Source organism: Methylophaga sp. SB9B (genome assembly GCF_004832235.1).
GTDB classification, from domain to species: Bacteria; Pseudomonadota; Gammaproteobacteria; order Nitrosococcales; family Methylophagaceae; genus Methylophaga; species Methylophaga muralis.
The window spans coordinates 33089-51486 of the sequence record NZ_SSXS01000005.1; the positions used below are offsets into that span (position 1 = coordinate 33089).

Genomic DNA, 18398 nt, shown 5'->3' on the forward strand with positions numbered 1-18398 from the left:
CCATGAAAGAAAAATTGCTTAAGTCTACTCTCGTTGTAAGTTTGATGACTTTTTTATCCCGAATAATGGGATTTGTTCGAGATATTGTTATTGCCCGATTTTTAGGGGCGGGCATGGGTTCCGACGTTTTTTTTGTTGCTTTTAAAATTCCCAATTTCCTAAGGCGCTTGTTTGCAGAAGGAGCCTTTTCCCAAGCCTTTATTCCCGTTTTAGCCGAGTACCGAGAGAAGGGAGATCGAGATCTGCAGCAGCTTATCGCAGCAACCAGCGGTACTTTGGCAGGCATTTTATTTTTCATCACCGCCATCGGGGTCATCGCTGCCCCCATTTTAATTGTTATTTTTGCTCCGGGCTTTATGGATCAGCCTGAAAAGCTGCAGTTGGCAGGAGAGCTATTAAGAATCACTTTCCCTTATATTCTCTTTGTTTCGCTTACCGCTTTAGCCAGCTCAATTCTGAATAGCTTTGGCAAATTTGCCGTACCGGCATTTACCCCGGTATTTTTGAATATTTCGATGATTAGTTGTGCGTTATGGTTAGCGCCGCATTTAGACGAGCCGGTAAAAGCCTTAGCTTGGGGGGTGTTTATCGGCGGGGTAGTGCAATTACTATTTCAAATGCCGTTTTTAATGAAAATAGGCAGCTTACCGAAACCACGCTGGGGATGGAAAGACGAGGGCGTACAAAAAATCTTAAAACTGATGATTCCAGCTATGTTTGGCGTCTCTGTTTCACAAATTAATTTGTTACTCGATACCTTACTGGCTTCCTTTCTAATCACCGGCAGTATTTCCTGGTTATATTATTCTGACCGTTTAGTGGAATTCCCATTAGGCATATTGGGGATAGCACTGGCGACTGTGATATTACCTAACCTTTCCAAAAAACATGCTACCGCTTCAATGCAGGAATTTTCCCACACAATTGACTGGGCTTTACGTTGGGTATTTTTAATCGGCACACCAGCAGCTATAGGATTGATTATTCTGGCTGAACCGTTGTTAGTGACTTTGTTTCAATATGGCGAATTTACCCCTTATGATGCCCATCAGGCCTCTTTGAGCTTAATGGCTTATGGATTAGGTCTATTGCCGTTTATTTTCATTAAAGTGCTGGCGCCAGGCTTTTACGCTCGGCAAGATACCAAAACACCAGTCAAAATCGGCATTATTGCCATGGTCAGCAATATGGTGCTGAATATTATTCTGATGATTTATCTGGCCCATGTAGGGCTTGCCTTAGCAACCGCATTATCGGCCATGCTCAATGCCGGACTGCTGTATTACACCTTACGCAAAAAAGCAGTTTATGAACCTATCGCTGGCTGGGGAATATTCTTTATTCGTACATTTTTGGCCAATGCATCTCTTGTCTTAGTCCTAATGTGGCTAACACCGGCAAATAGTGAATGGATAAGCTGGGATGGCTGGCATCGTTTTGGGATCTTAATGGGGCTGATTACAATCTCAGCAATCATCTATTTTGCTGTTCTAACACTTTGCGGAGTCAGGCTAAAGACTTTAATTAAGCCACATTCCCAGCCATAAAGCTCCTTGAGGAGGGCTTTATGGCTGAAAAAGTGACAGAGAAGCTTAAAAGCGGCGGCCGATACCGATACCATAAACAAACGGATTAATATCTGCATTAATTTTGGCTGAACCAACCGCAGTATTTTTAAAGCGTGCTGTTGTATCAATATCCAGATATTTAATATCAAGATTGACGAACCAGTCTTGGTTAATAGCAATATCCACACCAGCCTGAGCCGCCCAACCCCATGAGCTTTCTAACTTAACTTTGTCGCCTGAGTTGGCAACACCTGAATTGCTCGGCACTTTTTCATCGAAGAAGTAAGTGTAATTGATACCAGCTCCAACGTAAGGACGAATATTAGAATCCGGTAAGAAGTGATACTGAAGAGTCAGTGTGGGTGGCAAAACTTTGGTATCAATAACATCTCTCGATCCAAGAGTACTAGCCACGCCACCTGCAGATTTATGTGTACTAACAGTATGCTCTGAATAACCGAGGATCAATTCAACACCCCAGTTGCGGGTTATCATGTAAGTAATATCCAGCTCTGGCACAGTATCATTATCAACCGTCACGCCTTTACCTAAATTACCTGCAGCTTCTGTCCATAAGGTACCACTGCTGTCATTCGGATTAACATTAATAATACGCCCCCGAATCAACCAGTCACCAGCCTCATAAGCCATAACTGTAGAAATAGGGCTGGCCAGACCAGCGGCCAACAAGATTGAGGAAATCAGGGGAATTTTTTTCATAATGTGACTCCGATAATGTTCTGATGTAATGCACAGTTTCAGATCATACGGAGTACCTGGATTAAGACATTGATCCAGGTCAATAAAAATGTTGCTAAAGCACTACGATTTTATCCGCAATGTTGTTTTAATGCCGCAAGGTCGAGCAGCGTGACCTCTTTACCTTGCGTTGTTAATAACTGCTGCTCTTGCAACTGTGTAAATAAACGACTGACCGTTTCGATTGCTAGGCCCAGATGATTCGCGATATCACCTCGCGACATCGTCAATTGAAATGACATTGCCGAATAACCGCGCTCGCTGAAACGTTGAGAAAGTGACAACAGAAAACTAATCAATTTTTCCTGGGCGGTTTTTTTACCCAAAGAAAGTAACAAATTTTTATCTGCGGACAACTCTTTGCTCAACCGGGTCATCAACTGATTTTGTAACTCCGGAATCGTGGCACTGAATTCCTGCAAACGCTCATAAGGTAATTCGCAAACACTACTGGCTTCAAGTGCACGAGCTGTCGATAAATAGCGCTGTTGATAAATGGCATCCATCCCAATAAACTCACCGGGGAAATAGAAGCTAGTGACTTGTTCACGACCATCTGCCGCTGAAATAGTAGTTTTGAACGAACCAGACCGCACTACAAAAATGGTCTTGAAGGTTGAGGCTGGCTCAAACAGAATTTGATGGCGTTTAAAACCGGCACTGCGTTTGATGATTTCATCCAGCTTGGATAAGTCATCCCGATGCAGACCTAAAGGCAGGCATAGTCGGTATAAAGCACATGACTGACAGGCTAACTGATGATGATGTTCAACCTTTGCAAGGTCCTGAAACAACGGTGTTATCATCTGGGCTTGTGTCATTTTATTATCCATAAAAAAGTCACTGACCATGATAACGCTTCAAACCCTGCACTGAAACAGTTATTATCTGTTTTTATTTCAGTTTTCAGGAAAGCAAATGACCGCTCGTAGCGCCACTGTTGCGCGTAACACGCTCGAAACACAAATTGAAGTTTCCATCAATCTGGATGGCAGCGGAAAATTTCAATCCGAAACCGGTGTGCCATTCCTCGATCACATGTTGGAACAAATTGCCCGACACGGCTTATTTGATCTACAAATCAAAGCAAATGGTGATCTGCACATTGATGCTCATCACACCGTTGAAGATGTCGGCATCACTATCGGTCAAGCATTAAAACAAGCTCTTGGCGACAAGAAAGGCGTTATTCGTTACGGTCATTCCTATGTGCCGCTGGATGAAGCTTTATCTCGGGTGGTATTGGACTTGTCCGGCCGTCCAGGCTTTGAGTTTGACGTGACCTTTACCCGCGACAAAATTGGTGAGTTTGACGTTGATCTGTTTTATGAGTTCTTTCAGGGCCTAGTCAACCATGCTGGCATTACGCTGCATATCGATAACCTTAAAGGTCGTAACGCGCACCATATCGCTGAAACCATCTTTAAAGCGTTTGGACGGGCATTACGTATGGCCGTTACCTTGGATGAGCGCGCATTACAACAATTGCCATCCACTAAAGGTGCGTTGTAATCGGGTTATCGATTTAATCATTTTCACTTTCTAGCCTAGGTTTTTGTTTTATGCGTCGCGTTGCAGTTATTGATTACGGCATGGGTAATTTACGCTCAGTCTCCAAAGCGTTGGAAGCCGTAGCAGATAACCACACCCAAATTATTGTTACCGCGGATCCGGCCGATATTCGTTCGGCTGATCACATTGTATTTCCCGGTGTGGGCGCTATTCGGGATTGCATGGCTGAACTCAAAAAACTCGAACTAGACAAAATTATCGTTGAAGTAGCCAAACAAAAACCGTTCCTCGGCATTTGTCTTGGCATGCAAGCTTTATTAACTCATAGTCAGGAAAACCAGGGCTCTGATGGTTTAAATATCATCGGTGGTGATGTGGTGTATTTTGACAAAGCAGTAGAACAGGGACTAAAAGTGCCCCATATGGGTTGGAATCAAGTTGAACAGACTTATGCTCATCCTTTATGGCAGGATATTGAACAAAACAGTCGTTTTTACTTTGTTCACAGTTTTTATGTTAAACCTGTAGATGAAGGGAAAGTGTCGGGCCGCAGTCATTACGCATTACCGTTTGCAGCGGCACTGGCACAAGAAAACCTGTTTGCCGTACAGTTTCACCCTGAAAAGAGCCAGCATGCCGGCTTGCAGTTATTGAAAAATTTTATTAACTGGGACGGTCAGTCCTGACAAATTGTTTGATGGAGAAAGCGTTATGTTATTAATCCCTGCCATTGATCTTAAAGAGGGTCACTGCGTTCGATTGCGTCAGGGACGCATGGAAGATAACACTGTATTTTCAGAAGATCCGCTGGCCGTAGCGACCAGATGGGTTGAAGCCGGTGCCAAACGATTGCACATGGTGGATCTGGACGGTGCTTTTGCGGGTAATCCTGTTAACGCTGATGTTATTCATCGAATCTGTGCTGCTTTTCCTGATTTGGATGTTCAGGTGGGGGGCGGCATTCGTGATGAAGATACCATTCAAACTTATCTTGATGCGGGTGTTCGTTACGTGATTATTGGCACCAAAGCCATTAATGCACCGCATTTTGTTGGCGACGTTTGTGCCGAGTTTCCGGGCCATATCATCGTCGGGCTGGATGCTAAAGATGGCAAAGTTGCCATTGATGGCTGGTCTAAATTATCCAATCATGATGTTATCGATATCGCTCAACAATTTGAGCAGGATGGGGTTGAGGCTATTATTTATACTGACATCAGCCGTGACGGCATGATGCAAGGTGTAAATCTGCAATCTACCCGTGATTTAGCCCGTGCCATCAATATCCCGGTAATTGCCTCTGGCGGTGTTACTAACTATGACGATATCAAAGCTCTCTGCCATTACGAGTCTGAAGGTGTTATGGGCGCTATTATTGGCCGGGCCATCTATGAAGGCACCATCGATTTGGCTGAAGGACAGGCATTGGCTGATCGTCTGAACCCACCTCTGCAATTCTGATATGGCACTGGCAAAACGCATCATTCCCTGTCTTGATGTCGATGCTGGACGCGTTGTTAAAGGCGTTCAGTTCGTCGATATCCGTGATGCCGGCGATCCGGTTGAAATCGCCAAACGATATGATGAACAAGGGGCAGATGAACTGACCTTTCTGGATATTACGGCGACTCATCATAATCGCGACACTATGGAAGATGTTGTGAAAGCCGTTGCTTCTCAGGTCTTCATTCCTCTTACTGTTGGTGGCGGCATTCGCACCGTGGCGGACATCCGTCGGATGTTGAATGCCGGTGCTGATAAAGTCGGTATTAATTCCGCAGCGGTTAAAAACCCTGATTTTGTTCGCGAAGCCGCAGAAAAATTCGGCTCACAATGCATCGTTGTGGCAATTGATGCCAAACGTGTTTCTGCTGAAGGTGAAACACCACGATGGGAAATTTTTACCCATGGTGGTCGAGAAGCAACCGGCATCGATGCGGTTGAATGGGCCAAAAAAATGGTTGAACTGGGTGCCGGTGAGATCCTGTTAACCAGTATGGATAGAGATGGCACTAAATCTGGATTTGATCTTGAACTGACCCGCGCGGTCAGTGATGCGGTAGTGGTACCGGTGATTGCCTCCGGTGGAGTCGGTAAATTGCAGGATCTGACTGATGGTATCAAGTTAGGTCATGCTGATGCAGTACTGGCTGCCAGCATTTTTCATTTTGGTGAACATACGGTCGGTGAAGCCAAACAACAAATGGCACAACAAGGTATTGAGGTCCGCTTATGAACGCATGGCTGGATCAAGTGAATTGGGGCAGTGATGGTTTAGCCCCGTTATCACACAAGAGTTTTCAACCAAGCAAGTACTTACTTTAGCCTGGATGAACAGAGAGTCTTTACAGCTCACTGCAGATACCGGCCACGCGGTGTACTGGTCACGTTCACGCCAAAAGTTGTGGCATAAAGGTGAACAGTCCGGCCATCAGCAAATCATTAAATCAATACGTATTGACTGTGATCAAGATGCCATCTTGCTTGAAGTTGAACAGTTGGGTGGCATTGCTTGTCATACTGGCCGCCACCATTGTTTTTTCCTACAACTGCAAAACGGTGAATGGCAACCAACAGAACCCGTACTGAAAAATCCGGATGAAATTTATCAATGAGTGATACATTGCAAAAGCTGATGCAGGTGCTGAATCAGCGTAAAAATGCCGATGCTGAGAGCTCTTATGTCGCCAGCCTATACACCGCTGGCACTGATAAAATTCTCAAAAAACTTGGCGAAGAAGCCACCGAAACAATTATCGCGGGAAAGGCTGGCGACAAAGATCAAATCGTTTACGAAACTGCAGACCTTTGGTTTCACTCAATGGTTTTACTGGCGCATAATGATATCGACGTTGATAACGTGTTAAAGGAATTGGATCGCCGATTCGGATTGTCCGGACATGATGAAAAAGCCAGTAGGAGCAAAAAATGACCGACTGTATTTTCTGTAAAATTATTGCCGGTGAAATTCCATCCTCAAAGGTTTATGAGGATGAATTGATTTATGTGTTCAAAGATATAAACCCAAAAGCCGATGTACATTTGTTGGTGATTCCAAAACAACATATTGCTCGACTGGATCATCTGGATCAGACTCATCAGACGCTCATTGCACACATGTTCCTCAAGCTTCCAGAGCTGGCAAAGTCGCAGGGCCTGGAAACCGGTTTCCGTACCATTATTAATACTGGCCCCGGTGGTGGGCAGGAAGTCGATCATTTACATATTCATTTGCTGGGCGGTAAAAACCTGCCTGGCTTTCATTAGGAGCGCATCATGGGGTTTGGTGGAATCAGTGTATGGCAACTATTGATTGTTCTAGTCATTGTCATCTTGCTTTTCGGTACTAAAAAACTGCGTTCTTTGGGTGGCGATCTTGGCAGTGCCATTCGTAGCTTCAAATCATCAGTTCGTGAAGGCGAAGATGAGAAAAAAGATGAAACTGGTAATTTGAAACATGACAATGAAGCAGAGCAGCATAAACAGCAACACGAAGAACACGACTCAACTAAACGCTAACCATTGTGTTTGATATAGGTTTTTGGGAACTGTTACTGATTGCCGTAGTGGCATTGGTGGTCGTCGGTCCTGAAAGGCTGCCGAAACTGGTTAGAGTCTGTGGTTTATGGCTTGGCCGGGCCAATGCATCACTTCAAGCCGTCAAAAATGATATCGCTAAAGAACTTCGAGCAGAAGAAATTAAACAAGCATTCCAAAAACCCGATGATTTACCCGATTTGAATGAAATCATTGATCTTGATGAACCAATAAAATCTAAACCAAACTCAGACAAACCGTTAGGCGAGTCGTCAGATAAAAAACAGGCCGATGATGGAAAATAGTGAACAACAACCACTTATTTCTCATCTGGTTGAGCTTCGAGATCGCCTGCTGAGAGGGATTCTGGCCATATTAATCGTTGCGATTTGCCTGTTACCGTTCGCTAATGATTTATACCTTATTCTTTCTGCACCTTTGCTTGAGCATCTGCCAGAAACCAGCTCCATGATTGCTACCGAAGTGGCTTCCCCATTTTTAACACCGTTTAAATTAACTCTAACGGTTGCCATTATGCTGGCCATGCCTGTCTTGCTTTACCAGTTATGGGCTTTTATTGCCCCCGGCCTTTATAAACATGAACGTCGTATTGTTTTTCCATTGATGTTTGCCAGTACGCTGTTATTTATTTTAGGAATATTATTCGCGTACTTTGTGGTGTTTCCATTGGTATTTGGATTTTTAACTCAGGCCGCACCTGAGGGTGTCGCGGTGATGACAGATATCAGCAGTTATCTGGATTTTGTTTTGAAGCTATTTTTTGCTTTTGGGCTGGCATTTGAAGTACCCATCGCGACGCTTTTGCTGATCTGGACTGGGATCTCAACTCGAGAAAGTCTTGCTCAAAAACGTCCTTACGTAATTGTCGGCGCGTTTGTTATTGGAATGCTGCTGACACCACCAGATGTGATTTCTCAGACGTTGTTAGCCGTACCAATCTGGTTATTATTTGAATTGGGTTTGCTGGTTTCCAGGTTTATCCCTAAAAACCGAGAAAAACCTGAAATAACAGATTAGTCTCGGTAGCGCATTCTGGTTCCATGTTGCAGCGAAAGCGTGATTTCCTCAGCCGTTAATGGCGTCGGAAAGTAAACCCCCGATATTTTTGCACCATGAATGCTGGCTCCACGAAGACTGATCGCTTGACTGAAATCAATGCCACGTAAATCAGCCTGGCGGAAATAACTGTTACTGAAATCCAGTCCGCTGGCGATTAATCCCTGAAGATTAAGATGGCGAAAATCACAGCTAGTTAAATCGACTTTTTCGCCTTGGGCAATTCGATGATTAAACTCCTCCATCTTTCCATCACGTAACAATTGATAAAGTGGATCTTGAGTGATTTTTGGCTCTGCCATCTTAAACCTCAAACAGTAATATCAATTGTGCCACCCGGATTTTCTATATCAAAACCAGTCGCTTCACTCTGCGTCGCTTCATTGACGACAGCAACGTTTTGCAAACTTGTTGGCTCTTGTTCCTGAGCAACCGTTGTTGATGCTGTTTCACTATTCTGCTGCACCGGCGTCTGACGTCCTACCAATAAAGCTTGTGAAGATAAAGGATTAGTCAATGTAGGCTGACCACTGAAAGGGGCAATACCTGGAATTTCCATTTTGCTGCTCCTATTAAAAAACTAGATTTATAGCTTACTCCGATCATTGCACAAATGTAAACGCAGGTTATTGAAAAACCATGTGTTTTCTCTCACTTTTAAGCAATATCGGCAAATACTCTTCTTCGCCCGTTTTTATGCTATCGTTAAGCTGACCTCATACTGAGAGGGAGCAGGTCATGCGATTGGCTAAACAGGTGATTTTGCTATTGGTGATTACCAGCTTATTTGCTTGCGAAAGGCAAATCGAAAAACCTCTGCGAGTCGGAACTATTCCATGGGCTGGTTTTGAAATACTCTATTTAGCACGTGATCTGGCGTATTACGACACTGCTCAGATCCAACTCAAAGAGTTAACTTCTACAACCGATATCCTAAATGCTTTTCGACAAGGCCAATTAGATGCCATTGCTGTGACGCTTGACGAAGCGTTAAGGCTAGCTGAAAACCAATCTGATTTAAAAATTATTCTGATTTTTAATATCTCTGATGGCGCCGACAAGTTAATCGTAACTCCTTCCATCACATCTCTTGCAGAACTCAAAGGTAAACGTATTGCAGTAGAGCAAAGCGGCGTGGGTGCCTATATGATGTCTCAAATTTTACAAATGGCTAACTTAAGCCCGAATGACATCATTATTATTCCTTCTACCGTCAATCAGCATCCTATTATGTTAAGTAACGGAGAGGTGGATGCCGTTATCAGCTTTGATCCCATTGCTTATCAACTGCAAAAGCAGGGATACATCAACCTGATGGATAGTCGTATGTTGTCGGGTCAAATTGTCGACGTTTTAGTCACCAGAGATATTGCTTTACAACAGCAACGCAAAAACCTTCAGCAATTACTGGAAGGCTACTGGAAAGCTCGAAAATACATGGCGGATAACCCCACAGATGCGATAAGCAGAATTGCCCCGCGTTTAGGTTTGACCAGCGAAGAACTGGTGCTGTTATATGAAAATCTGATTTTGCCTGAGCGTGAACATCAACAAACTATATTTAATCAACAGCTGGAAAGTATTATTGAACCAATGAACACGCTGATGATAGAAACTGGCCTGTTAAAAAATGCGATTGATAGCAAACAATTACTGGTACATGACTTTTTGGATTAATGCATGCATCCAATCCAGACCTATCGCCTGACATTTTGGTTACCGCTTACCGTAACCGTGTTATTTCTCGGTATTTTATTGTTTTTTTCTATTCATGAATATCAACACCGGCTTCATGATATAAAACAAGCCTCTAAAATCCAGCTTCATGAATCGGGATTGCAACTGGGCCATAGTATCGAATATGCCATTGCCAATAATGATTTCCAGCATGCCAGAAGCAGTGTGGCGCGCTTTTCTTTACGTAGTGATGCTCAACTGGCGATATTAATTGATAGCAACAATGTAATTGAATCTGCTTCCTACTTTATCTGGCAGAATCAACCTGCTGACAAAGTGCTTGATGAAAAACTAATGCACTATGTAGAACAAGCACGCTCAGCCCAAAAAATCATTGATGATGACAATGATAAAAACGGCTTATTGACACTGATTTTGCCATTACTGGAGTCAGATCAAAGTCGTGTACTGGTTTTACAAAGCACTATTAACCATAAGTTGCAACGAGCCAGAACAGAAGCGATTACTGCAATTCTTCCTATGATCTTACTAATGGTTTTGGGAAACCTTTTTTTAATTGCCCTTATTCGTAAATTGGTTACAACCCCGTTAAAGGCTTTACAAAACCTCTCACAGCAAATTCAAAACCAACAGTTTGATCTGACAAATCCACTTTCAGGAAATACCGAGCAGGCTCAAATAGGTAAGACATTGGTTGATGCCGCCCAACAATTACAATCTCATATCAGTATTTTGACGGAAAACGAACAGCGTTTAAGAATTACCCTGGAATCAATTGGCGATGCCGTTATTGTTACCGATGCCTCAGGCAAAATTACCCGAATGAACCGTGCTGCCAGTGAACTAACCGCTTGGCATGAAAAAGAGGCTATCGGCCAACCCTTACCGAACGTATTTGATATTTATCAGGCTGATACCGGTGAAAAAATGACCAATCCGGTGGAACTGGTGATTCAGAAAGGTGAAGTGGTTGAATTATCTAACCATACTGTCCTGTTGGCCCGTAATGGTCAGCGTTATCACATATCGGATAGTGCAGCGCCAATTCGAGTAGATCATCTTCGTCAAACCGAAATTCTCGGTGTAATTCTGGTTTTTACCAATGTCACCCACCAATACCGGCTGCGTCAAGAACTACGTCAATCTGTAGATTTTTAAAAATTTGACTGACGATAAGCCCATGTGTCACTTATATTCTTGACGTAAAACAAGCGACCCCACCAGAATTTCTGCTTAGCTATATCAGTGAGTCTGTTAGCCATTATTCAGGCTATGACGCTGAATATTGGTTAAGTAACCCACAGGCTTGGCAGCAATGCATCCACCCGAATGACCTGAATAAAGTCCGCAAAACCTTATTCACTGTTTTGCAAACCAGCAAACCAATTACTAACCAGTTTCGTTTTCGCCACCGTGACGGGCACTACATCACAGTTCAAGACCACCTTTCCGCCGTAAGGAATGAACAGACTTTAATGTTACAAATTGTCGGCGTAGCTCTGGATGTCACGGAACAAAAACAGACCGCTGAACAAAATGCGTTATTTGGCGAAATTCTTGAGCGCTCTTTAAATGAGATATATGTGTTTGACACACAGACGCTTAAATTTATTCAAGTAAATCACGGGGCAAAATCCAACCTCGGCTACACCACCGAAGAATTACAGCAAATGACACCGGTTGATCTAAAAAAAGACTACAACCAAGCCTCTTTTAAAGCATTGGTTTCACCACTGTTAAATGGTGAAACCGCAAGAATGATCTTTGAGACCAATCATTGTCGTAAAGATGGAAGCCGCTATGATGTTCATGTGGATTTACAGACTGCAGATTATGGCGAAAGATTAGTGTTTGTTGCGATTATTGAAGATATTAGTGAACGTAAACTGGCGCAAAAAAACCTGCAACAAGAACGCTCTTTATTAAGAAGTATTATTGATTCATCGCCTGATTTAATTTTTTGCAAAGATGATCAAGGAAAATACATTCGTTGCAATAAGGCCGTGATGGCTTTTCTGGGGGCGGATGAAGCAGAGATTATTGGCAAAACCGATTTTGATTTTTATCCGGAAAAACAAGCGCGTAATTACCGGCACAGTGACCAACTCACGCTACAACATGGCACTAGTCAATTTTATGAAGAACAAAAAAATGCCGCTGATGGACAACTGGTGTTTTTTGAAACGCTGAAAACACCGTTTAAAAATGAGTATGGTGAAACCATCGGTGTTCTCGGTATCAGCCGTGATATCAGCCGCCAGCATGAAACAGAAAAAGAATTACGATTGGCCAGTCTGGTATTTAACAATAGTAACGAAGGCATCATTATTACTGACCAGGATAATGTCATCATTACTGTTAATCCGGCTTTTATCGCTATGACCGGCTTCACACCGGAAGAGGCCGTTGGTAAAAACCCATCAATACTCAGCTCGGGAACTCACGATCAGTATTTTTATGAACAAATGTGGGCCCAACTGGAACAAGAAGGTTCCTGGTCCGGAGAAGTACAAAATCGACGCAAAAATGGTGAAACCTATCCACAATGGCTCTCCATTAACCGCGTTGAAAATACCCAACAAAACACGCATAACTATGTCGCCATCATGTCGGACATCAGCAAATACCGTGAGGCAGAAGAGCAGATTAATTTCCTGGCATACCATGATGTATTAACCAGTTTACCCAACCGCGCTTTACTTAAAGATCGTATAGGACAGGCACTGATTTCCGCAGAGCGTCATCAGCAAAAACTGGCTCTACTGTATATGGATTTGGATCGGTTTAAATTCATCAATGACAGTCTTGGTCACGCGATAGGCGACAAATTACTGGTAAAAGTTGCCGAGAGATTAAGTGAGCAGGTACGGGAAGAAGACACCATCTGTCGAACCGGGGGAGATGAGTTCATTATTTTACTGCCCGATACGGATGCAGATGGTGCAGGCCATGTGGCACAAAAATTAGTCGAAAATATTACTACTTTGTTTGAGATTGACGGTAATCAGTTATTTGTAACCTTATCGATAGGCATCAGCATTTATCCTGATAATGGTGTGGATGCGGAAAGTCTAAATAAACATGCTGATACGGCGATGTATCGAGCAAAACAGGCGGGACGTAATCAATATCAATTTTTTACCACTGAAATGCATTCGCAAATTGTTTATAAACTGGAATTAGAGCACGCCTTGCGGTTCGCTTTGAGCCGTGACGAGCTGTCGTTGGTTTATCAACCTTTACTGGATATCAATCTGAATAAGATTACCGGTGCTGAAGCATTATTACGCTGGAAACATCCTGAGCTAGGAATGATTTCGCCACTGGATTTTATTCCAATTGCCGAAGAAACCGGCATGATTAATCCAATTGGTCAGTGGATTTTGCATACAGCAATAGCGCAATGTAAACAATGGATAGAGGCAGGCCATGATTTAGTTATTGCAATAAACCTCTCCGCCGTACAATTCAATAATCCGTTATTGGTCAGCATGATTAATTCCATTCTGGATGAATATCAATTAGCAGCGAATAATCTGGAGCTGGAAATTACTGAATCCGTCGCGATGATTAATATTGATTTAACCATTAAACAACTCAAAGCACTGTCTGAAGCCGGAATCCGTCTCTCACTTGATGACTTTGGTACGGGTTATTTCTCATTGAATTACCTGAAAAAATTTCCCATCAACAAACTCAAAATTGATCAAAGTTTTGTGTTTGACATGCTAATTGATGAAGACGATGAAGCCATTGTTGATGCGGTGATAACCTTGGCCCGTTCATTAGGGCTAAAAACTCTGGCAGAAGGTGTAGAAACACCAGAGCATTTACAAGCACTAAAAAACAAAGGATGTGATTTTATGCAAGGCTTTTTGTTCAGCCGCCCCATTCCGGCTGAACAATTTATTAGCTTGTTAAATCACCCACCCCTGAGTAATTTAGGCGTAGACTGACATTTAAATAGGTAATGGAGCCGAACATGCAACAACAAAAAATTGACCAGATCGAAGTCTTATTACAATTTGATCCTAGCAATACGCTGCAAGGTATAAAAATTCACCATTCAACAGCGCGTGAAGGTCTGGTTGAAGCGGCACAACAATTATTTGATAACGGCTTAATAAGCCAACCAGACGGTGGTTATCTGACCGATCTGGGTCATGAAACCGCTGAACATCTGCATACCGCTATACAGTTGATGTCGCCGCCGAATTAGACGCGCTGGTAAACCTCGAAACTATAGGCATAGTCGTTTTTTTCATCGGCCGGGTGCGATTCCTGGCTGATTAATTGCCACTGCGTTTGATCCCATTCCGGGAACCAGGTATCACCTTCTAATTCAGCATGAACTCGTGTGAGATAAAGTTTATCGACGATATCGAACATCTGCTCAAACAATGAAGAACCTCCGATAACCATTATCTCATCGGCATTTGCAGCAAGCTTTAGTGCGTCCTCAATCGAATTTGCTACATCACATCCTTCAGCTTGATAATCCACTAACGAACTCACCACAATATTTTGCCGACCGGGTAAAGCTCTACCAATTGATTCGTGGGTTTTACGGCCCATTAAAATCGGTTTTCCCATGGTGATCCTGCGAAAATATTGCAAATCTGCAGATAGTCGCCATGGCAGATCATTATCGCGTCCAATTAATCCCTGTTCATCCATTGCCACTACAAACGCCGTTTTCATTGCACACCTCATTGATTAACTACACATAGCATAGCATCGCTTAATTTTTATCCGGTATTATCCATTCAAAGGTAAATCAATCGGATAGGTGAAACATGTTGAATATGCTGGGATCGCTGATAGGCGGCTTAGGTTTGTTTATGTTGGGTATGTGGTTGATGACTGACGGCCTGAAACAAATTGCCGGGGACAAGCTCAATCAAATACTGCAAAGTTGGACCAACACCCGTTTACGCGGACTCAGTGCAGGTTTTTTGCTCACCGCACTTATTCAACATTCTGGTGCAGTCACGCTGGCAACGATTGGTTTTGCTAATGCCGGCATTATCAGCTTGCGCAGAGCGATGTGGATTGTATTTGGCAGTAACGTGGGGACGACCGTTACTGGTTGGTTGGTTGTGCTGGTAGGTTTCAATCTGAGTATAGAAAAATTTGCCTTGCCGTTAATTGGTATCGGTATGGCGATGCGTTTATTAGGCAGTAATCGTGGTTATGCCAATATTGGTCTGGCATTAACCGGTTTTGGTCTGCTTTTTATGGGTATAGCCGCTTTAAAAACGACTTTTACCGGTGCCGACAGCTTGTTTGATTTGCACTTTTCCAGCGGCTTATTGGCTGTTGATATTGTGATTTTTGCTTTCGCGGGATTGATCCTGACGACTTTGCTGCAATCTTCCAGTCTTACTTTGACTCTGGCCTTAACCTCACTTGCTGGCGGAATAATTGGCTTATTGCCAGCTGCTGCCATTGTCATTGGCAGTAACCTGGGCTCCACTACAACCTCAATATTTTCCGTTATCGGTAGTCAGCCAGTGGCAAAACGTATTGTTGCCAGCCACGTTATTTTTAATCTGTTAACCGCTATGGTCAGTCTTATTCTGCTGGTTCCATTAATCTGGCTTATCCATTGGTTTCAACAATTAATTGTTAATGATGTGCAATTTACAACAACGCTGGTTTTATTCCATACCGTATTTAATCTATTGGGTGTTGCCCTTATCTGGAAGCTGGCCGATCCAATGGAAAAATGGTTGAAAACCAAGTTTTCTGCCGTTGATGAAACGATTGCCGAAGCTAAATATCTTGATAAAACCACCTTAAAAATCCCAAATTTAGCACTTACTTCTATACGTCTTGAATTAATCAGACTGAATCAACATGTCTTAAAAATGGCAACTCACTGCATTCATAAAAACCGTTCGGTGAGTTGGTTAAAAGAGCAACATAAATTCACTGAGCAAAATGTTTTTAAAATTGGTGAATTCAGTCGTCAACTTTACCAGCAACATATTAACGAGCAGATAGCTGAGAAAACTGCTGATTTGATACGGGTATCACAATATTGTGATGCTATCTCTTCGCTAACGGTCGGTATTGCTGAAAATCGTGCATTATCCAGTCAGCCAATTGAAGCTGAATTACAACAACAGCTAGCTCATTTTAATGTGGATTGTTTAATGCTGCTTGATACCGCTGCATTAGATAAACCCAATCCAGTCGTGTCAAATCAACTAAATACTTTGGAAAAAACTTATCTGTCTTTAAAGTCGTTATTGTTACGCCGTGGTGCTGAAGGGAGGCTATCAATTGCGCGTATGGATAAAGAATTAGAAGCCATATCTCAACTAAGACGACTCTGTCAGCAAGCTGTAAAAGCCACTCTATTTTTTGAAACCAGCCAACCTGATCCGCCTATTAATAACCTGGTAAAACAAGCTTAATAACTACGGTATGCTTTGCTTATAAAACAGATCATAAGCTGTGGATAAAATTACCTGTGGATAAGTCATGTAGTTATCCACAAGAGATCGATCCCGCAACGGTAAAGTTATGCACAATTAGATGGTTACTTAAATAACTGAATAAAAAGACTTTTTAGGATTAGTACAGCTATACACAGGACTAAAGCATTAACATCATTAAAAAGATCTCTTTTATTCTATTTAGTATTGATTAATGAGCTGCATCGTCGAAATCGCCTTATCCTGTCCCTTACGCCAGACCTTTGATTATCTAAGTGATGATCCTGCCGAGAATTGGCAAATCGGTATGCGTGCTTCCGTATCCTTTGGCAGCAGACAATTGATCGGAATTGTCGTTGCTATAAAACCGATAGCTGAAAAGGCCGTTGATAAATTAAAAAAAATTGATCAGCAAATAGACAAACAATCATTTCTACCCAACGAAATAATGCAGTTGGTGCAATGGGTGAGTCGTTATTACCATCATCCAGTCGGTGAGTGTTTTCAAACTGCTTTACCAAAAAGACTACGCCTTGGCGATCCTGATGAAATGCAGACTGAAACCTATTGGATCTTGCATCAGCAACCAGACTCAACCAGTAAAACTGGCAAAAAACAGCAGCAGATCATAGATTTACTGGAAGACTATCCTGAAGGTCTAAGCGAAAAAGCACTTCGAGTTCAATTAGGTAATGTAAAAAGTAGCTTGTCAGCTCTGGTGCAACAAAATGTAGTTGCTGCCAGACAATATGTTGCCTTACCGGTACCTTGTTTAGAGTTACAGCAACAAGTTTTATTAAATAACCAACAAAAACAATCTATTGAAACTATTCTGGGTAGCAAAGGACAGTTTGCAACCTTCTTGTTACAAGGTATTACAGGTAGTGGTAAAACAGAGGTTTATATTGAAGCTTGTCGTGAGTTTGTAGAAAACCAACAGCAAGTTTTGGTGTTAATTCCTGAAATAGGCTTAACCACACAGTTTGTTGAACGGTTCAGGCATTCGTTGAATGCCAACATTGTGGTTATCAATTCATCCGTTTCAGATAATGATCGTAAACAGGCTTGGTTACTGGCTAGAGCTGGTAAAGCCGACATTATTATTGGTACTCGATCAGCCGTTTTTACCCCAATGATAAATCCAGGTTTAATTATTATCGATGAAGAACATGACAGCTCGTATAAACAACAAGACGGACTGCGTTATCATGCTCGAAATGTCGCATTGATGCGTGCAAAAAGCTTGAATATTCCGATCGTGCTTGGCAGTGCAACACCCTCGTTAGAAACACTTTATCAAGTCAAACAACAACGTTATCAATTGCTGGAATTAACCGAACGTGCTGGAGGGGCAAGCTTACCCAAGGTTGCACTATTAGCAGCGCAAAATGCTAGTGAAAATAATGGTTTAAGCTCTAGTTTAATAAAAGCGATTGAAAAACACATCAAACAAAATCATCAAGTTTTATTGTTTATCAATCGCCGTGGATTTGCCCCGGTATTAATGTGTCATCAATGCCATTGGCAGGCTAACTGCAGAAGTTGTGATGCCAAAATGGTAGTACATCAGCATCAAAATCGACTGTTTTGTCATCATTGCGGCTTGATACAAATATTGCCAAAAAATTGTCCTGAATGTGGCAATACAGAATTGAAAAGTTATGGTGTAGGTACTGAAAAAATCGAACAAGCTCTGACGGCGATTTTTAAAGATGTACCCGTTTTACGAATAGATCGTGATAGTACTCAACGGGTTAATTCGTTTGCCAATATGGTTAAACAAATAAATCAAGGCCATGCCGCT

At 42.5% G+C, this 18398-nt stretch carries 21 protein-coding genes and 1 pseudogene; 17 read left to right on the forward strand and 5 right to left on the reverse strand.

Annotation, left to right across the window (positions count from 1 at the left end):
- Positions 1–2: 2 nt before the first annotated feature.
- Positions 3–1547: a murein biosynthesis integral membrane protein MurJ gene (gene murJ, locus E8Q33_RS06730; protein WP_136553766.1), complete on the forward strand. Its 1545-nt coding sequence runs from the start codon at positions 3–5 to the stop codon at positions 1545–1547.
- Between the two features lie 45 nt (positions 1548–1592).
- Here the strand turns inward: murJ and E8Q33_RS06735 are convergent, their stop codons facing one another.
- On the reverse strand, positions 1593–2288 hold the full coding sequence (locus E8Q33_RS06735) for an OmpW family protein (RefSeq protein ID WP_136553767.1): 696 nt from the start codon (positions 2286–2288) through the stop codon (positions 1593–1595).
- Positions 2289–2398: 110 nt separating this feature from the next.
- Positions 2399–3148, reverse strand: a complete 750-nt coding sequence (gene fnr / locus E8Q33_RS06740; RefSeq protein ID WP_069294938.1) for a fumarate/nitrate reduction transcriptional regulator Fnr — start codon at positions 3146–3148, stop codon at positions 2399–2401.
- Between the two features lie 97 nt (positions 3149–3245).
- Here fnr and hisB point away from each other — a divergent pair, with 97 nt between their 5' ends.
- The 10 genes and pseudogenes from hisB to tatC all read left to right on the forward strand — a co-directional run bounded on the left by hisB (position 3246) and on the right by tatC (position 8414).
- Entirely contained in the window at positions 3246–3839 is a 594-nt protein-coding gene (hisB, locus tag E8Q33_RS06745; protein ID WP_136553769.1) for an imidazoleglycerol-phosphate dehydratase HisB, read from the forward strand.
- A 50-nt stretch (positions 3840–3889) separates the two neighbouring features.
- The gene (hisH, locus tag E8Q33_RS06750) at positions 3890–4525 is read left to right on the forward strand and encodes an imidazole glycerol phosphate synthase subunit HisH (protein WP_069294886.1); all 636 of its coding nucleotides are present in this window, start codon (positions 3890–3892) and stop codon (positions 4523–4525) included.
- A 25-nt stretch (positions 4526–4550) separates the two neighbouring features.
- The gene (gene hisA / locus E8Q33_RS06755; protein WP_069294885.1) at positions 4551–5300 is read left to right on the forward strand and encodes a 1-(5-phosphoribosyl)-5-[(5-phosphoribosylamino)methylideneamino]imidazole-4-carboxamide isomerase; all 750 of its coding nucleotides are present in this window, start codon (positions 4551–4553) and stop codon (positions 5298–5300) included.
- 1 nt (position 5301) lies between these two features.
- Complete coding sequence (hisF, locus tag E8Q33_RS06760; RefSeq protein ID WP_069294884.1) at positions 5302–6075, forward strand: imidazole glycerol phosphate synthase subunit HisF; 774 nt, start codon at positions 5302–5304, stop codon at positions 6073–6075.
- Positions 6072–6454: pseudogene (hisI, locus tag E8Q33_RS06765) on the forward strand (phosphoribosyl-AMP cyclohydrolase). Before hisF ends, hisI begins: the two are co-directional and overlap by 4 nt.
- Positions 6451–6771 (forward strand): phosphoribosyl-ATP diphosphatase, encoded by a 321-nt coding sequence (locus E8Q33_RS06770; RefSeq protein ID WP_069294882.1) that lies wholly within the window; start codon positions 6451–6453, stop codon positions 6769–6771. The pseudogene hisI and the gene E8Q33_RS06770 overlap by 4 nt, the downstream one beginning before the upstream one ends.
- The gene (locus E8Q33_RS06775) at positions 6768–7106 is read left to right on the forward strand and encodes a histidine triad nucleotide-binding protein (RefSeq protein WP_069294881.1); all 339 of its coding nucleotides are present in this window, start codon (positions 6768–6770) and stop codon (positions 7104–7106) included. Before E8Q33_RS06770 ends, E8Q33_RS06775 begins: the two co-directional genes overlap by 4 nt.
- 9 nt (positions 7107–7115) lie before the next feature.
- Positions 7116–7358 (forward strand): twin-arginine translocase TatA/TatE family subunit, encoded by a 243-nt coding sequence (gene tatA / locus E8Q33_RS06780; protein WP_069294880.1) that lies wholly within the window; start codon positions 7116–7118, stop codon positions 7356–7358.
- A gap of 5 nt (positions 7359–7363) precedes the next feature.
- Positions 7364–7681, forward strand: coding sequence for a Sec-independent protein translocase protein TatB (gene tatB / locus E8Q33_RS06785; protein ID WP_069294879.1), 318 nt, complete (start codon positions 7364–7366; stop codon positions 7679–7681).
- The gene (tatC, locus tag E8Q33_RS06790; protein ID WP_069294937.1) at positions 7671–8414 is read left to right on the forward strand and encodes a twin-arginine translocase subunit TatC; all 744 of its coding nucleotides are present in this window, start codon (positions 7671–7673) and stop codon (positions 8412–8414) included. Before tatB ends, tatC begins: the two co-directional genes overlap by 11 nt.
- Here tatC and E8Q33_RS06795 read toward each other — a convergent pair.
- Positions 8411–8755, reverse strand: coding sequence for a pentapeptide repeat-containing protein (locus E8Q33_RS06795; RefSeq protein ID WP_069294878.1), 345 nt, complete (start codon positions 8753–8755; stop codon positions 8411–8413). The two genes, tatC and E8Q33_RS06795, sit on opposite strands and share 4 nt — an antisense overlap.
- An 8-nt stretch (positions 8756–8763) precedes the next feature.
- Entirely contained in the window at positions 8764–9012 is a 249-nt protein-coding gene (locus E8Q33_RS06800; protein ID WP_069294877.1) for a hypothetical protein, read from the reverse strand.
- A gap of 179 nt (positions 9013–9191) precedes the next feature.
- On the opposite strand from E8Q33_RS06800, the gene E8Q33_RS06805 reads away from it, so the two are divergent.
- The 4 genes from E8Q33_RS06805 (at position 9192) to E8Q33_RS06820 (ending at position 14370) form a co-directional block, all read left to right on the forward strand.
- Positions 9192–10130, forward strand: coding sequence for an ABC transporter substrate-binding protein (locus E8Q33_RS06805; protein WP_136553771.1), 939 nt, complete (start codon positions 9192–9194; stop codon positions 10128–10130).
- Between the two features lie 3 nt (positions 10131–10133).
- On the forward strand, positions 10134–11309 hold the full coding sequence (locus E8Q33_RS06810) for a PAS domain-containing protein (RefSeq protein ID WP_136553773.1): 1176 nt from the start codon (positions 10134–10136) through the stop codon (positions 11307–11309).
- Between the two features lie 83 nt (positions 11310–11392).
- On the forward strand, positions 11393–14107 hold the full coding sequence (locus tag E8Q33_RS06815) for an EAL domain-containing protein (protein ID WP_256369447.1): 2715 nt from the start codon (positions 11393–11395) through the stop codon (positions 14105–14107).
- A 26-nt stretch (positions 14108–14133) separates the two neighbouring features.
- Positions 14134–14370, forward strand: a complete 237-nt coding sequence (locus E8Q33_RS06820) for a TIGR02647 family protein (protein ID WP_069294874.1) — start codon at positions 14134–14136, stop codon at positions 14368–14370.
- On the opposite strand, the gene folA is transcribed toward E8Q33_RS06820, so the two are convergent.
- A complete protein-coding gene (folA, locus tag E8Q33_RS06825) occupies positions 14367–14852 on the reverse strand; it encodes a type 3 dihydrofolate reductase (RefSeq protein ID WP_136553777.1) in 486 nt (161 codons plus the stop codon). The genes E8Q33_RS06820 and folA overlap by 4 nt on opposite strands.
- Before the next feature lie 95 nt (positions 14853–14947).
- On the opposite strand from folA, the gene E8Q33_RS06830 reads away from it, so the two are divergent.
- Together E8Q33_RS06830 and priA are read left to right on the forward strand one after the other, a co-directional pair.
- Entirely contained in the window at positions 14948–16573 is a 1626-nt protein-coding gene (locus E8Q33_RS06830; protein ID WP_069294872.1) for a Na/Pi cotransporter family protein, read from the forward strand.
- 235 nt (positions 16574–16808) lie between these two features.
- A partial coding sequence (gene priA / locus E8Q33_RS06835; RefSeq protein WP_136553948.1) for a primosomal protein N' occupies positions 16809–18398 on the forward strand: 1590 nt, incomplete at its 3' end.

Excerpts from the sequence above, each read along its gene's own strand:
- tatA (WP_069294880.1), top strand. The coding sequence starts at position 7,116 with ATGGGGTTTGGTGGAATCAGTGTATGGCAACTATTGATTGTTCTAGTC.
- fnr (WP_069294938.1), bottom strand. The coding sequence starts at position 3,148 with ATGACACAAGCCCAGATGATAACACCGTTGTTTCAGGACCTTGCAAAG.
- E8Q33_RS06805 (WP_136553771.1), top strand. The coding sequence starts at position 9,192 with ATGCGATTGGCTAAACAGGTGATTTTGCTATTGGTGATTACCAGCTTA.
- E8Q33_RS06800 (WP_069294877.1), bottom strand. The coding sequence starts at position 9,012 with ATGGAAATTCCAGGTATTGCCCCTTTCAGTGGTCAGCCTACATTGACT.
- folA (WP_136553777.1), bottom strand. The coding sequence starts at position 14,852 with ATGAAAACGGCGTTTGTAGTGGCAATGGATGAACAGGGATTAATTGGA.
- tatC (WP_069294937.1), top strand. The coding sequence starts at position 7,671 with ATGGAAAATAGTGAACAACAACCACTTATTTCTCATCTGGTTGAGCTT.
- E8Q33_RS06830 (WP_069294872.1), top strand. The coding sequence starts at position 14,948 with ATGTTGAATATGCTGGGATCGCTGATAGGCGGCTTAGGTTTGTTTATG.
- hisB (WP_136553769.1), top strand. The coding sequence starts at position 3,246 with ATGACCGCTCGTAGCGCCACTGTTGCGCGTAACACGCTCGAAACACAA.
- E8Q33_RS06735 (WP_136553767.1), bottom strand. The coding sequence starts at position 2,288 with ATGAAAAAAATTCCCCTGATTTCCTCAATCTTGTTGGCCGCTGGTCTG.
- E8Q33_RS06820 (WP_069294874.1), top strand. The coding sequence starts at position 14,134 with ATGCAACAACAAAAAATTGACCAGATCGAAGTCTTATTACAATTTGAT.
- hisF (WP_069294884.1), top strand. The coding sequence starts at position 5,302 with ATGGCACTGGCAAAACGCATCATTCCCTGTCTTGATGTCGATGCTGGA.
- E8Q33_RS06775 (WP_069294881.1), top strand. The coding sequence starts at position 6,768 with ATGACCGACTGTATTTTCTGTAAAATTATTGCCGGTGAAATTCCATCC.
- E8Q33_RS06770 (WP_069294882.1), top strand. The coding sequence starts at position 6,451 with ATGAGTGATACATTGCAAAAGCTGATGCAGGTGCTGAATCAGCGTAAA.
- hisA (WP_069294885.1), top strand. The coding sequence starts at position 4,551 with ATGTTATTAATCCCTGCCATTGATCTTAAAGAGGGTCACTGCGTTCGA.
- hisH (WP_069294886.1), top strand. The coding sequence starts at position 3,890 with ATGCGTCGCGTTGCAGTTATTGATTACGGCATGGGTAATTTACGCTCA.
- E8Q33_RS06810 (WP_136553773.1), top strand. The coding sequence starts at position 10,134 with ATGCATCCAATCCAGACCTATCGCCTGACATTTTGGTTACCGCTTACC.
- E8Q33_RS06795 (WP_069294878.1), bottom strand. The coding sequence starts at position 8,755 with ATGGCAGAGCCAAAAATCACTCAAGATCCACTTTATCAATTGTTACGT.
- murJ (WP_136553766.1), top strand. The coding sequence starts at position 3 with ATGAAAGAAAAATTGCTTAAGTCTACTCTCGTTGTAAGTTTGATGACT.